This is a genomic window from Maribacter spongiicola (assembly GCF_004364165.1).
GTDB classification, from domain to species: Bacteria; Bacteroidota; Bacteroidia; order Flavobacteriales; family Flavobacteriaceae; genus Maribacter; species Maribacter spongiicola.
In genome coordinates, this window is sequence record NZ_SOAY01000011.1 from 1 (window position 1) to 14,171 (window position 14,171).

The window sequence follows — 14,171 nt, forward strand, 5'->3', positions numbered from 1 at the left end:
GCCGATGGTACTGCTATATCAAGTGGGAGAGTAGGTAGCCGCCTTTTTCGAAAGCCCTTTACAATAATGTAAAGGGCTTTTTTTATACCATAGATTTAAGGATGGAGTTGATGTTCTAACCTCTTGTTCTATTTTTACCATAAACTTCAGAAGGATAATCATTTAATTAAATAATAGATTGAACAATTGTTCGATTTTTAAAATAACGGATTTAAATGTCTTACTTAAAATCATTAGAGAAAGAAGAAAAGTTCAATGCCATTTCTCATGGTGTAGGTGCATTATTAGCTATTGTAGGTATGGTGTTGATGATTCAAGAAAATAATTATAAATCTGAGTATTCTACTTGGGGAATAGTGATTTACAGCCTGTCTTTAATAAGTATGTTGTTAATGTCTACGATATATCATGTAGTAGACAATAAGATTTGGAAACTGAGAATGAGGATTTTAGATCATATAAATATCTATTACCTTATTGCTGGTACATATACACCAGTGGCTTTAATAACCCTTATAAACGGAAATGGATGGCTTATTTTCTTTGCCGTATGGGGTATAGCTGCTGTTGGTACTATTTTAAAAATATTTTTTACTGGTAAGTTTGAAATTGTGTCATTACTGCTATACTTGGCAATGGGATGGTTAATTGTTTTTGATTTTCAGAGTTTAGTGGATAATACTTCTGAATTGGGAATTCAATTATTGATGATTGGCGGGGCGTTTTATACAATTGGAATTATATTTTATGCGGTAAGAAGAATACCATATAATCACTTTATCTGGCACCTTTTTGTTCTAGCTGGTGCAATTTGTCATTGGTTTTTTATCTATTTAGACGTTATATAAAGTGTGCTCCTGGTTTTGTGAACTACGAATCTATAATATCTTTATATTCCTCGTAAAACGTTTCTATTGTTAACATTGATTTATTTAAGAACACCATTGTTTTTCTCCAACTATTTTTATTGTGAATAGAAACATTGTCAAGTTGAACGTAAATCCTTGAAATATCTTTTTGGTTATCTAGTATGAAAAAATCCTCATAAAAAGCTTCAGGAAGATATTCATCTAGTAAAATTGATTTAAGTGCAACAAGTTTGTCCCATACCTTTATACGTTGTTCAAAATCTGAATCGACATCAATAGAAACCATGGCCATTTTAAAATCAAAATGAAATTTAAATGATAATCCTTTCACCTTGGTTTTATATAATGTCCATTTGTTCGGAAACGATTTTCCAAAAGCGATCCAAAATTCTTCTCGTAATTTTCTTGATTCTTCTTTGCTGAACATTTATAAAAAATATGCTATAGTGATACCAAGTATGATAACCAATAACTTTCTCAAATTAAATTTATGCCCTTCAGAACTTTCAAATAGTATTACTGTCGAAATATGCAGAAATACTCCTATTACCAATGCATTTAGGTAAATACCATAAGTTGACAGTAATTCTATAGTATGTGCTAAATAAGTGCCCAAAGGTGTCATGATAGAAAATAATACCATAAAAAGTCCAGCATATAGGGGCTTTATATTTGAGCCTAAAAGAAATATGCTTAGAATAATTGCAATAGGAATCTTATGTATTAGAATACCATAAATGATTGTGTCATTTGTACCTATTGGAAGACCTTCTAACAATGAATGAATACATAGGCTAATAAAGAGTAACCATGGGAATGTTTGGCTATCTTTTGATATATGCACATGACCATGTTCAGCTCCTTTAGAGAAAAATTCCAAGAAAATTTGAAAAAGAATTCCTAGCATGATAAAAACACCAATTGATTTGGGTTCTAAACTAGAATATACTTCGGGTAACATTTCAAAAATGGTAAGCGCCAATAGAAATGCACCACTAAAGGCCAATAATAGTTTAAAGGATTCATTTTTTTGTGGTTTAGTAATAACCACAAATAGAAAACTAATAAGCACTCCCAGAATAGGTAAAATATAAATCATGTGATGCTGATAAACCTTTTAAAAAAGGAAATAGGTCATAAATTAAACAGGCGTCAAAATTAGCGTATTTTTGCGGTACGAGAAAAGATGAATATGGGTAATAATTTTAAAATGGTCGCAAAGACCTTATTTGGTTTTGAAGAACTGCTTTCTAAAGAACTTAGAAATTTAGGAGCTAGTAATGTTGTAGAGGGAACTAGAAACGTATCTTTTGAAGGAGATACGGGTTTTATGTACAAAGCTAATCTGTGTTTAAGAACAGCTATCAAAATTATTAAACCTATCCATTCGTTTCGTGTTAGAGATGAAAATGATTTGTACAAGAAAATTTATGCGATGGATTGGACCGAGCATCTTTCTGTCAGCGAAACTTTTTCTATAGATGCTACCGTAAACTCTGAGCAGTTTACACATTCATTATATATCTCTCAAAAAACAAAAGATGCCATTGTTGATAAATTTAGAGATACAGATGGTACTAGACCAGATGTAGATGTAAAAGATCCCGATCTTCGAATAAATATTCATATTCATAATAATGATTGTAATGTTTCTTTAGACAGTTCTGGATATTCATTACATAAAAGAGGTTACCGTACGGCAACGAATATCGCACCTATAAATGAGGTATTAGCTTCAGGGTTGTTATTATTGAGTGGATGGGATGGTCAGTCTGACTTTTTAGATCCTATGTGTGGTAGTGGTACTATGTTAACAGAAGCAGCTATGATAGCTTGTAATATACCCGCTAATATTAATAGAAAGGGATTTGCTTTTGAAAAATGGTCAGACTTTGATGCTGATTTATTTGAGAAAATCATTGATTCAAGTTTAAAGAAAACTAGAGAGTTTCATTATAAAATTATCGGATATGATAAAGCACCTTCTGCGGTAAGAAAAGCTCAAGATAATATCGAGAATGCTAATCTAGAAGATTATATAACCGTAGAGCGAAAAGATTTTTTCAAAACAGAAAAAGAATCGGAAGGACAGTTACATATGTGTTTTAACCCACCATATGGAGAACGTTTAGATATTGATCTGGAAAATTTTTATAGTGCTATCGGTGATACTTTAAAACAAGGTTACCCAGGTACCAATGCTTGGTTTATAACAAGTAATTTACCAGCTTTAAAATTTGTAGGTTTAAGACCTTCTCGTAAAATTAAAGTGTTTAACAGCCACTTAGAATCTCGTTTGGTAAAGTACGAGATGTACGAGGGTAGTAAGAAAGCGAAGTATCAAAAAAATACAGAAGAATGAATTTAAAATACAAAGTTCTAATCTATAATTTTTTAAGTTTCGCTGTGCTGTTTGTTTTATTTCGTTACATTTTATACGTTACTGTAACGATGAACTCTCTTTATTTATCTGCTATTGCTGCCATTAGCGCTTCTTTTTTAGCGCCTAAATTTGCTGTAACAAAAATTGAGGGTGTCGATAAAATTGTGATGAAATGGATTTTTATTAAGGGCTTTAAAATTCTATAACCGCTCCTTTAGTTTTGGAGGACCTTGTTGTTCGTTAGATTCTTCAATCTTCTTCTTAATCTTATTTTTCTTTTTATAAAGCGGTAAGAAATAAGAAATACTATAATTATAGCCGATACCGAAATTACTATCCCAGGTTACTTTGTTAAAACCTGGTACCCAAAGATTAGGAAAGCGTTCATCTTCTTTTTGACTCAAAATAAGGCCTAAGCGTATGCTGGCCCCCATATACAAATTTGAGAAAATTTCTACTTTCGTACCAAAAACGCCCTCTATCCAAGTGGCATTTAGACCGGAAAATTTCTCAGGTATATCAGAGCCGTTAGAAAATCCGTCCGGACTCCAATATCTATTCGTATCAAAATATTGATAGTTATTAAGTGTGTTATCGAAAGTGCTAAATGCCAATCGACCACCCATATAAATTAAGTTCCGCTCACCGTACCAGTTCGCATAATTATTTTTGTTCACACCTATTTTTATATAATTACCAGAGGTGGTAAAATTATACAGATCTTCTTGTCGTGTTTTCTCTTCGGTACCTAGTTCTGCAGCCAAATATAAATTTTGGGTCAATCTATAATCTGCAACTATTTCAAAGCCTTTATAATTATCATCTAAAGCACCTGTTATAATTCTACTTAAATCAATACCCAAGCCTAGGCCATATGACTGTTTATAACCGACAGTATCTTTTGGGTTTAAATCAATAGGCTTGCTTTGGCTAAATGCCGAACAAGTAAGTAATAGGAGTAAAATATTAATGAAATATCTTGACATGTGTAGAATCTGAGTTGGTGACTAACGATTGCGTTATTTCGATATCTTGAATCCAATTATTGGTGTCTGCTGTTACCTCGGCCACTAGTTCATCATAATTGACTACAAAACCACAGCCACGAGAGAGAAAGTCTTCAATTCTTGAATACGTAAAAGTTATAGTATCAACATTGCCTGTTTCTGTGCCATCTTCGGCTGCAGCAGAACTATTTATGAGTATAAAACTAGTAGTGTTCTCATCTGTTTTTAATGGGATGGATATGGTACTTACATTGCTGCGGTCTGTAACTGTATTTACGGTTACCGTTTGTCCAACACCTACAACTCTCAAAGTTGGTACTTGCTTTAAAGTTATGGTATCTGATATATCGTAAAATTCTATGACCAATAGGGGAGTGTCCCCTTCTACGCAGATATCATCTTTCTCGCATGATGACGAGAGAACTATCCCTAGAAAAATCAATAATCCGATGTGAAATCTTCTCATTTTAAACTTTCTTTTCTAAAAGTACAACATTTTCTACGTGATGGGTCTGTGGAAACATGTCTACAGGTTGAACTCTAGTTACAGTATACATTTCTTTCATCATTTCTAAATCTCTAGCCTGTGTAGCACTGTTACAGCTTACATAGACAACTTTTTCAGGAGCAATGTTCAATATTTGTTGAACAACATCTTTGTGCATACCATCTCTTGGTGGGTCTGTAATAATTACATCTGGCACTCCATTCTGAGCTATAAATTGTTCGTTGAACACATTTTTCATATCACCGACAAAGAAATCTACATTCTCAATTTCATTACGGACAGCATTTGCCGTTGCATCTAATATAGCTTCTGGCACAGATTCTATACCTACTACTTTCTTTGCTCTTTTAGAAACGAATTGTGCAATAGTACCAGTACCTGTGTACAGATCATATACCAATTCATCACCTTTTAAATCAGCGAAATCTCTGGTTATTTTATATAACTCGTAAGCTTGTTCTGAATTTGTTTGATAAAAAGACTTGGCATTGATCTTGAATTTCAGCCCTTCCATTTCTTCGAAAATATGGTCTCTACCCGAAAAACAGATGATTTCTTGGTCGTAAATGGTATCGTTCTGTTTCGGGTTGATAACATATAATAAAGAGGTGATCTCTGGAAACGTTTTAGCAAGATGATTTAAAAGTAATTCTCTTTTCTCTTTATTATCTTCAAAAAACTGAACCATTACCATTATTTCACCAATAGATGTTGTACGAAGCATTAGAGTTCGCAACATACCATATTGATTGCGCGGATTGAAAAAAGTTAATCCATTTTCTACCGCAAACTTTTTAGTTTCTAATCGAATGGCATTTGATGGGTCTTTTTGAAGGTGGCATTTTTTAATATCCAATATTTTATCCCACATGCCTGGTATATGAAAACCTAATGCATTTTTATCTTCAATTTGATTGTCAGATTGTATTTCGTCAAGAGTTAACCAACGGCTATCAGAAAATGAAAATTCCATTTTGTTTCTATAGAAGTATTGTTTTGCCGAGCCAAGAATAGGTGTCATTTCTGGCAAATCTAAATGTCCGATTCTCTTTAAGTTGTTCTCTACTTCTTTCTGCTTATAAAAAAGTTGGTGCTGATAGCCCATATCTTGCCATTTGCAACCTCCACAAACATTAAAATGCTGACAAACCGGTTCAACGCGTTTGTCTGATAATGTATGAAAGTTTATAGCTTTACCTTCAAAATAAGCTTTTCGCTTTTTTGTGGTTTGCACATCAACTACATCACCCGGTACTGTATTATTTAAGAAAATTACCCTGCCATCTGGGGCTTTACCTATAGTTTTTCCTTTTGCAGCTGCATCTGTTACCGTTACATTTTCAAAAACTAGTCGATTTGTTTTTTTTCGCATGACGCAAAAATAAATGGTTTCTTTGAAATGAGAAGCAGTTGTTGATAGTATTAACAAGATATTGGAACCATTCGCCGTAATTATTATATTTGCAGTCAATAATTCGTATTTTTGAGATTCTACAAGGATGATTTCTCTCCCACGCTGAATTTTCGCCCCGATAACTTTTCGGGATTTGAAAGGAAAAAGGTATAGAAGGAATTGCTAAAGTTTTATTTAAAGTAATTTTTATCATGTCAATTTTAGAAAACATCACTTCTAAAGATGCAATCGCATTAGAAGAAAAACACGGAGCCCACAATTATCACCCACTACCTGTTGTATTAAGCAAAGGCGAAGGTGTTTATGTTTGGGATGTGGAAGGAAAAAAATATTTTGATTTTCTTTCTGCTTACTCTGCAGTAAACCAAGGTCATTGTCACCCAAAAATTGTAAATGCAATGACAGAACAGGCCAAGACCTTGTCTTTGACCTCTAGAGCATTTTATAATGATATGTTGGGTAAATATGAGAAGTATGCCACAGAGACTTTTCATTTCGACAAGTTATTACCAATGAATACAGGTGCAGAAGCTGTGGAGACAGCTTTAAAAATTTGCAGAAAATGGGCATATGAAGAAAAAGGTATTGCAGAGAACAATGCCGAAATAGTTGTTTGCGAAAATAATTTTCATGGTCGTACAACGACTATCATCTCTTTTTCTAATGATCCAGTAGCTCGTAAGAACTTCGGGCCTTATACTGACGGATTTATTAAAATAGAGTATGATAATTTATCTGCTCTTGAAGAAGTTTTAAAATCAAATTCAAATATTGCCGGCTTTTTAGTAGAACCTATACAAGGCGAAGCAGGAGTTTTTGTGCCTTCTGAAGGGTATTTAAGTGGAGCAAAAGCTTTATGTGAAAAGTATAATGTTTTGTTCATTGCTGATGAAGTACAAACGGGTATTGCCAGAACAGGTCGTTTATTGGCAACTTGTGGTAATTGTTCTTGTTCAGATAAGCATTGTAGTGGAACACCAGAAATTAAACCAGATATTTTAATATTAGGTAAAGCCTTGTCTGGTGGAGCATATCCTGTTTCTGCGGTTTTAGCGAACGATAATATTATGGGTGTTATACGCCCAGGTAATCATGGTAGTACTTTTGGTGGTAACCCTATTGCTGCCGCTGTTGGTATGGCTGCATTAGAAGTGGTTAAAGATGAAGAGCTTGCAGAAAATGCCTTTGAATTAGGTGAACTTTTTAGATTAGAACTAAATAAGTTTATACCGAAAACAGACTTAGTGAACAGTGTTCGTGGTAAAGGTTTATTAAACGCAATTTTAATTAACGACAGCGAAGAGAGTTCTACTGCTTGGGATATTTGTATGGCCTTAAAAGAAAACGGATTACTGGCAAAACCAACGCATGGTAATATTATAAGATTTGCGCCACCATTGGTGATGACAAGAGAACAACTTTTAGATTGTGTTTCTATTATTATAAAAACACTGAAAGAATTTAAAAAATAGGAATAAAAAAATCCCCGATAAAAATCGGGGATTTTTTTTGATTATTATTTTCTTGTTAAAAATCGGCTGTAGCGAAGAAGGCGATTATCAATCCGAAATATAAGAAGGAAAATATTAGGTAGATAAGGGCTAAAGCAAGACCTACATAAGAAAGAATTCTTCCTGTACTAATATTTTCGTACCCTCTATAATTACCAGGGTTAGCCTCGTAATGACTCTTTGCGGTTTTAGCATTGCTTAAACCGATGAAACTGAATATGGCACCGAAAGGACCACAGCAGAAAAGGGTTAGCACAATAGATAAAATGCCAAAAGTTAATGCGTTACTTGAACCTGGTATTTGTTGGTACTCTGAATTGTTCATTCCTCCTTTATTGAGAATATTGTTCCGTCATCATTTGAACTTGCTCCATGTATGCATCCCATCCACCGATACTCATTATACCGTATATTGAATATGCTAAATAAAGAATACCAATAACTAAAACTATAATTGAAACTGTCTTAGTAGTTTTTAAAGTACTATAGTTATTATAATTTTCAGGATTTTCTTTGTATAATTTTTCGTCTTTCGTAGCTAAGAAATAAGCAATTCCACCAAAGATGATACCAGGTAATCCACCAAAGCAGCAGCATACAAATCCTAAAATAGCAAGCACTAAAGCTAACGTAACATTGGGTAATTTTTGTTGTTCCATAATTTAAAGGTTTAGTTAATTAGATAAATTTTAAAATATAATTGGTCAATATAAAACTTACTGTGGCAACCATAAGTGTGATGGTAATAGTATTTGAATGTTTAACAGGATAAAACTTATTGAATCCTAAAAAAGCAAATAAAGCCAACATAGGATAAATGGCAGGATACATTAAAAAAGCCGAGGCAAATTCACCCTTTATTAAAAATAACAGTGAACGCTGTAAACCACAGCCAGGGCAATCAACGCCTAATAACTGCTTGGTAAAACAAGGCAGCATGAAACTTTCTAATCCCAAAAAAATGATTAATGCCTTAAGGCGCATCTGCAAATAAATTAATAGTCCGAAAATTACCATTATTTTTGTGTATTCAAAACAAAAACATGTCTCATTTTAATATTGGCGATACGGTAGAAACAATTGATGATGTCATAAAAGGCGTTGTAGAATCTATTAATGGTACTAATATTACCATGTTGAGCGATGATGGCTTCCCTCTAATATTCGCTGCTCATGAACTGGTTTTGATTGCTGATGATATAAGGGTATCAAATTACGAGATTGCACAAATAAAAAAGGAAAAAGAAATCCCTAAACGTAGAAAGGCAACAGTTATAAAGGCTAAAGAACGTACTGCACCAAAAATGGAAGTTGATTTGCACATTAATCAATTAATGAAAAACCCTAAGTCTATCGGTAAATTTGAAATGCTGAACCTGCAGTTAGATACCGCTAAACGCCAGTTAGATTTTGCAATTAGTAAAAGAATACAAAAAGTTGTCTTTATACACGGGGTAGGTGAGGGTGTGCTAAAAGAAGAATTGGGCTATTTGTTCGGTAAATATGACAATGTCAAATTCTACGATGCGGATTATCAAAAATACGGACTAGGAGCAACTGAAGTCTATATTATGCAGAATTTTTAAATTACTCTGCCGTTGTGGTTACCGTACCAAATTCATTTACTTGCAAATCTGTAATTCTACTACCGTTTTCATTTAAAAATGTAATACCGCTTAATTGAATGGTATGTGTAAATGTAACACTGTCTTCAGTGGTTGTCGTTACAATTATATTACCACCTTCAGCTTCAATTTCTTCTAAAACCGTTGGTGTAAGTGGTGGTGGCGAATCGCAGAAGTATGCACTTGTAACAGTCTCAGAGAATATTCGGTAACTAATTTGCGAACTACCGGGTACTGCACTTTCTAAACTAGAAGCAGTTACTTCGTTTTTTAATAGTCCGCTAGCGATGGTCAAAATCAATGCCTCATCGCCATTTATTTTAAATACAACATTTTCTGTGGTTGCAGACACGGTATCACAACTTTGAACAATTTCTATACTATCAAAATCTACGGTTTCTATTTGAAGGTCACCATCATTACATCCAAAGAACAAAATCGAACAACCAATTAAGAGGTATTTTTTCATAATTCAAATTTAATTTAAAAATTGGAAATCTGTCTGTAGCATCACTGTCAATTATGGGTTAATTAACTATTTTTGTCCTTTATGTATTTAAGAGTACGCCTTTATGAAAAATGTATATTTAGATAACGCAGCTACTACACAAGTTCACCCTAATGTTATTGCAAAAATGCAAGATGCCTTAGGTACTTATGGTAACCCTTCTTCTACCCACAGTTTCGGTAGAACGGCAAAGACAGCCATTGAAAGTGCTCGTAAAACTATTGCTAAGTATATAAATGCACAACCTTCAGAAATTATTTTCACATCTGGTGGTACCGAGGCAGATAATATGATTATTAGATGTGCTATTCGAGATTTAGGTGTAAAAACTATTATTACTACGAGAATTGAGCACCATGCTGTTCTGCATACGGTAGAAGAGTTGGAACAAAAGGGTTTTGTAGAAGTGTTGTATGTAAATTTAGATGCATTTGGTAACCCTGATGTGGCACATTTAGAAACTCTATTGCAAAAAGATGATTCTAAGAAGTTGGTTAGCTTAATGCACGTCAACAATGAAATAGGCAATAAAATTGACTTGGAAGAAATTACCCTACTGGCTAAGAAATATGGTGCTTTAGTTCATTCTGATACCGTGCAATCTCTAGGACATTATAATTGGGATGTAAAAGCATTTCCTATTGATTTCTTAGCCGCTGCAGCGCACAAATTTCATGGTCCAAAAGGTATCGGATTTGCTTTTATTCGTAAAAATTCGGGATTAAGTTGTATGATCTCTGGGGGTTCGCAAGAACGCGGACTTAGAGCAGGGACGGAATCTTTTCATAATATTGTTGGACTTGAAGAAGCTTTTATTCACGCCTACGATAATTTAGAGGAAGAGAAGAAGTATGTGGAAAGCCTGAAATCTTATTTTATCGAGAAAATAAATAAAGAAATACCTGATGCTACATTTAATGGGCATTCTGGTGATATGGAAAAAAGTACATATACCTTGGTAAATGTATGTTTACCTATAACAGAAGCTAAAGCAATGTTACTGTTGTTCAATTTAGATATGAAAGGCATCGCTTGTTCTAAAGGTAGTGCATGCCAGTCTGGTAGTGATGCAGGTTCTCATGTACTTTCGCAAATTCTGTCTGCTGAAGATATGAAAAAGCCATCTGTACGCTTTTCCTTTTCTACTTACAATACCAAAGAAGATATTGATTATACTATTGGTATTCTAAAGGATATAATAGAAGCGTAATTAGCTTTTGTTTCGATCGCGTTTACGTTCTCTTTCGTAAGGGAATTTTCTGATAGCCAACTTCATCATACGGTCAATAAGGTCAGTGGTGTTTTTACCGGTTTTCTTATTAATTTCCTTTTCGTATTTCCATAAAAGTTTACCAGAGTCGCCATCACTGATTTTTATACCTATTCTGCCATAATTTGCTCCGCCAGAGAAATAATCTGTAAAACTGAATTCTGTTGGTACACCGTTAGATAAAAGTATATTCAAATCTAAAGTACCGCTTATAACACCATCAACACCTAAAATTTCACTCAATTCTTTGGTGGTATATACGTCAATATTATCGTAGCGAATGTTGTTCTTGGCTAATATGGCTGTAGTATTTTCAATATTTTGAAAGGTTACCGGTAATTTTTTCTTTTTGCTACGTTTAGAAAAATAGGTTTCTAAGGCATTTTGCACGGCATACCCTTCATTTTCTTCAAGCCTCTTTTGTTCAGATTTAGATATTTTACTGTTAAGATCCAAATTAGTAAGAAATGGTATAATGGCTAAAACATTGTGATCAGCACTTAAGTCATCAAAATTCGGACTTTCGTAAATGTTTTTCTGAGCCGCTACGGTTAGTGTAGAAATCAGTGCAAGTAAGAAAAGTATTCTTTTCATTTTTAGTGTTTAAAGGCGAATTCCTAATCTTAAATTCAATACTCTCGATGTAAGGTAATTTGGCACTGCATACTCGTTTTTGCTGTCCGCATCCCTAACCCAAGTATTGGTAATAGAATTTTGGTTGTTGAATAAATTGAAAATTTCAAAACCTAAACTCAGTTCTTTAAAATTATGAAGCCAATGTGTTCTTGGAAATTGTTTATCCTTGTTTGCAAAAATATAGGAAATTCCTAAATCTGCACGTTTATAATCTCTTAATCTATTCTGAAAAATGTAAGGATCTACATAACTAGGCGAACCACCCGGTACACCTGTTTGATAAACCAAATTCAAATACATTTTTAAATCAGGAATTGTGGGAATATAATCTTGAAAAAGTATCGCGAATTTTAAACGTTGATCGGTTGGGCGTGGTATGTATCCTCTATTGTTTCTATTTTCCTCGGTTTTTAAATACCCCAAGCTAACCCATGACTCCGTACCAGGTACAAAAGCACCATTTAATCTAACTTCTGCACCATAGACATAAGCTTCGGTATTATTGTTTGCCGCGTAACGTATGCGAACATCTTCAAGTGTATATGGGTTTACGTTTTCTAATTTTTTATAATAAGCCTCACTGATCAACGTAAAAGGTCTGTCCCACAATTGAAAACTATATTCATTACCAGCAACAAGATGAAAAGATTTCTGTGCTTTAACATTGGGTTGAATTGTACCTGTGCTGTCTCTTAATTCTCGGTAGAAAGGTGGTTGGTGGTATACACCTGAAGATAGCCTAAAGAGCATATCTTTCTCCCATTCGGGTTTAATGGCAAACTGTGCACGCGGACTAATTACGGTTTGTGATACTTTCTCTACACCCGTGCCGCTCACCGTCCAATGATGAGAACGTACGCCTATGTTATAGTATACATCTGCATTGTTCCATTTTTTATTAGTTCCTAATTGTACATAGCCCGAAAATCGATTCGTTTTTACAAAATTTAGAGCGTTTATTCCTTCGTATGCTTCTAAAGGCGCAGTAAATGGTTCAGAAGGTTGGTTGTTAATAAATTCTGATCTCGGTGATCTTACCGAAAATCCGGCGGAATCTATAAATTCAGATTCTCGTAATTGATCTCTTATATCTTCATGAGTGTATTTTGCTCCCCATTCTAATACAGAATTATCCAAAGTGCGAAATCCCTTATGCTCTAAATTAAATATGAGCGCATCTAAATCGTTTCTAGTTCGGTTAAACTGAGAACCGATACCACGAGATGTCAATACTTCACCGGCAGAACTGCTGCCCAAATTACTATCTACTTCGCCAAGTTCGTATGCTGCAACAACATCTGAGTATTCTTCTTCTGTTGTGTGGTAAATTGATGAAATAAGTTTTAGGGTAGTCTTTTCATTTAAAATGTAACTTCCTTTTAAAGCACCTAAAGCAGTGGTGTATTTATTTGTTTCTTGACCTTCATAGTACACCACTAATGCCTGTGGATTATCTATGGTGCCAAAATTTGTTTGTCGGTTTAAAGGTTCGTTTTTATAATCGTTGACTGCAATGTTGCCTAAAAAATTTAGCTTAAATTTAGGGGAAGCATGATAGGTTAAATAACTTTGAATATCTGTAAATGCCGGATTGAAGTTACTTTGCGTCTGTTGACTATTTACCAATAACGAATTGTTGCGATACCGAACTCCAAATACCGAGCTTAATTTTTGATTTTTAGAAACAGTTTCTAAACTTGAGCTAGCACCTAAGAAACTTACATCTGCCCGAAGTGAAAATAGGGTAGGGGTCTTATATGTAATATCTAAAACAGATGCCAATTTATCACCATATTTTGCTTGAAATCCTCCAGCCGAAAATTTTACATTTTGTACTAAATCGCTGTTCACAAAACTTAGCCCTTCTTGTTGCGCTGAGCGTATTAAAAAAGGTCTATATACCTCAATTTCATTTACGTATACCAGGTTTTCATCGTAGTTGCCACCACGAACTGCATATTGTGTGCTTAATTCGTTATTAGAAGATACACCTGGCAATAATTTTAAAATAGTTTCAACTCCTGAATTAGCACCGGGTATTTTTCTTATTTTTTCTGGTGAAATCGTTAATATGCTACTAACGTTTCTTTCGCCGGTTGCTGATACGGTTACACCATCTATCTGGGTAATATCACTTTTCAAAATCGGGTTAAACTCAAATGTTTCGTTCGTAGTCAGAATCAAATTTTCTAAAACCACATCCTTATAAGCAATGTGCGAAAAAACGATTGTGTTTTCTTCATCTGAAGTTATTTCTAGAATATAAAATCCGTCAGAATTAGTGGTGGTTCCTAAACTACTTGCTGTGGTAATATTAACATTAGGTAAAGGTTCGTTACCGTCACCCAATACAATACCCGAAATAGTAGCAATCTGTGCAAAACCAATGGCGCTGCATAGTAATAGTATCAGGCTTAGAACGGTAGGTAGTTTCAAATAT

General features: G+C 34.1%; 17 protein-coding genes. 6 read left to right on the forward strand and 11 right to left on the reverse strand.

The genetic code is table 11. The annotated features are described in order from the left end of the window. Nucleotides 1-215 precede the first annotated feature (215 nt). Nucleotides 216-848, forward strand: a complete 633-nt coding sequence (gene trhA, locus CLV90_RS08275) for a PAQR family membrane homeostasis protein TrhA (RefSeq protein WP_133687052.1) — start codon at nt 216-218, stop codon at nt 846-848. 22 nt (nt 849-870) lie between these two features. Here trhA and CLV90_RS08280 read toward each other — a convergent pair whose 3' ends face one another. Beyond that, nucleotides 871-1,296 (reverse strand): DUF4268 domain-containing protein, encoded by a 426-nt coding sequence (locus CLV90_RS08280; RefSeq protein WP_133687053.1) that lies wholly within the window; start codon nt 1,294-1,296, stop codon nt 871-873. Next, nucleotides 1,297-1,968: a ZIP family metal transporter gene (locus CLV90_RS08285; protein WP_133687054.1), complete on the reverse strand. Its 672-nt coding sequence runs from the start codon at nt 1,966-1,968 to the stop codon at nt 1,297-1,299. A gap of 93 nt (nt 1,969-2,061) precedes the next feature. On the opposite strand from CLV90_RS08285, the gene CLV90_RS08290 reads away from it, so the two are divergent. Together CLV90_RS08290 and CLV90_RS08295 are read left to right on the forward strand one after the other, a co-directional pair. Continuing rightward, complete coding sequence (locus CLV90_RS08290; RefSeq protein WP_133687055.1) at nt 2,062-3,231, forward strand: THUMP domain-containing class I SAM-dependent RNA methyltransferase; 1,170 nt, start codon at nt 2,062-2,064, stop codon at nt 3,229-3,231. Further along, on the forward strand, nt 3,228-3,458 hold the full coding sequence (locus tag CLV90_RS08295; protein WP_133687056.1) for a hypothetical protein: 231 nt from the start codon (nt 3,228-3,230) through the stop codon (nt 3,456-3,458). Before CLV90_RS08290 ends, CLV90_RS08295 begins: the two co-directional genes overlap by 4 nt. On the opposite strand, the gene CLV90_RS08300 is transcribed toward CLV90_RS08295, so the two are convergent. The 3 genes from CLV90_RS08300 to rlmD are packed head-to-tail and all read right to left on the reverse strand — an operon-like array spanning nt 3,453 to nt 6,139. Continuing rightward, nucleotides 3,453-4,238 carry a DUF6048 family protein gene (locus tag CLV90_RS08300; RefSeq protein ID WP_133687057.1) on the reverse strand — a complete coding sequence of 262 codons (786 nt, stop codon included), beginning with the start codon at nt 4,236-4,238 and terminating at the stop codon, nt 3,453-3,455. The genes CLV90_RS08295 and CLV90_RS08300 overlap by 6 nt on opposite strands. Then, nucleotides 4,219-4,725 carry a DUF6452 family protein gene (locus CLV90_RS08305; RefSeq protein WP_133687058.1) on the reverse strand — a complete coding sequence of 169 codons (507 nt, stop codon included), beginning with the start codon at nt 4,723-4,725 and terminating at the stop codon, nt 4,219-4,221. Before CLV90_RS08305 ends, CLV90_RS08300 begins: the two co-directional genes overlap by 20 nt. 1 nt (nt 4,726) lies before the next feature. Continuing rightward, the gene (rlmD, locus tag CLV90_RS08310) at nt 4,727-6,139 is read right to left on the reverse strand and encodes a 23S rRNA (uracil(1939)-C(5))-methyltransferase RlmD (RefSeq protein WP_133687059.1); all 1,413 of its coding nucleotides are present in this window, start codon (nt 6,137-6,139) and stop codon (nt 4,727-4,729) included. A 233-nt stretch (nt 6,140-6,372) separates the two neighbouring features. On the opposite strand from rlmD, the gene rocD reads away from it, so the two are divergent. Then, nucleotides 6,373-7,653 (forward strand): ornithine--oxo-acid transaminase, encoded by a 1,281-nt coding sequence (rocD, locus tag CLV90_RS08315; protein ID WP_133687060.1) that lies wholly within the window; start codon nt 6,373-6,375, stop codon nt 7,651-7,653. 55 nt (nt 7,654-7,708) lie between these two features. On the opposite strand, the gene CLV90_RS08320 is transcribed toward rocD, so the two are convergent. Genes CLV90_RS08320 through CLV90_RS08330 form a run of 3 tightly spaced genes read right to left on the reverse strand, consistent with a single transcriptional unit; the run spans nt 7,709 to nt 8,709 of the window. Further along, a complete protein-coding gene (locus CLV90_RS08320; RefSeq protein ID WP_133687061.1) occupies nt 7,709-8,017 on the reverse strand; it encodes a CCC motif membrane protein in 309 nt (102 codons plus the stop codon). Between the two features lie 7 nt (nt 8,018-8,024). After that, a complete protein-coding gene (locus CLV90_RS08325) occupies nt 8,025-8,351 on the reverse strand; it encodes a CCC motif membrane protein (protein WP_133687062.1) in 327 nt (108 codons plus the stop codon). Between the two features lie 19 nt (nt 8,352-8,370). Then, on the reverse strand, nt 8,371-8,709 hold the full coding sequence (locus CLV90_RS08330) for a DUF2752 domain-containing protein (protein ID WP_243835327.1): 339 nt from the start codon (nt 8,707-8,709) through the stop codon (nt 8,371-8,373). Nucleotides 8,710-8,735: 26 nt separating this feature from the next. On the opposite strand from CLV90_RS08330, the gene CLV90_RS08335 reads away from it, so the two are divergent. After that, complete coding sequence (locus tag CLV90_RS08335; protein ID WP_133687063.1) at nt 8,736-9,278, forward strand: Smr/MutS family protein; 543 nt, start codon at nt 8,736-8,738, stop codon at nt 9,276-9,278. A gap of 1 nt (nt 9,279) precedes the next feature. Here the strand turns inward: CLV90_RS08335 and CLV90_RS08340 are convergent, their stop codons facing one another. Beyond that, nucleotides 9,280-9,786, reverse strand: coding sequence for a hypothetical protein (locus CLV90_RS08340; protein ID WP_133687064.1), 507 nt, complete (start codon nt 9,784-9,786; stop codon nt 9,280-9,282). A gap of 103 nt (nt 9,787-9,889) precedes the next feature. Between CLV90_RS08340 and CLV90_RS08345 the strand changes: the two genes are divergently transcribed. Continuing rightward, nucleotides 9,890-11,035, forward strand: a complete 1,146-nt coding sequence (locus CLV90_RS08345) for a cysteine desulfurase family protein (protein ID WP_133687065.1) — start codon at nt 9,890-9,892, stop codon at nt 11,033-11,035. Here CLV90_RS08345 and CLV90_RS08350 read toward each other — a convergent pair whose 3' ends face one another. Together CLV90_RS08350 and CLV90_RS08355 are read right to left on the reverse strand one after the other, a co-directional pair. Next, entirely contained in the window at nt 11,036-11,689 is a 654-nt protein-coding gene (locus CLV90_RS08350) for a hypothetical protein (RefSeq protein WP_133687066.1), read from the reverse strand. 9 nt (nt 11,690-11,698) lie between these two features. Then, nucleotides 11,699-14,167 (reverse strand): TonB-dependent receptor, encoded by a 2,469-nt coding sequence (locus CLV90_RS08355; RefSeq protein ID WP_133687067.1) that lies wholly within the window; start codon nt 14,165-14,167, stop codon nt 11,699-11,701. Between the last annotated feature and the right edge of the window lie 4 nt (nt 14,168-14,171).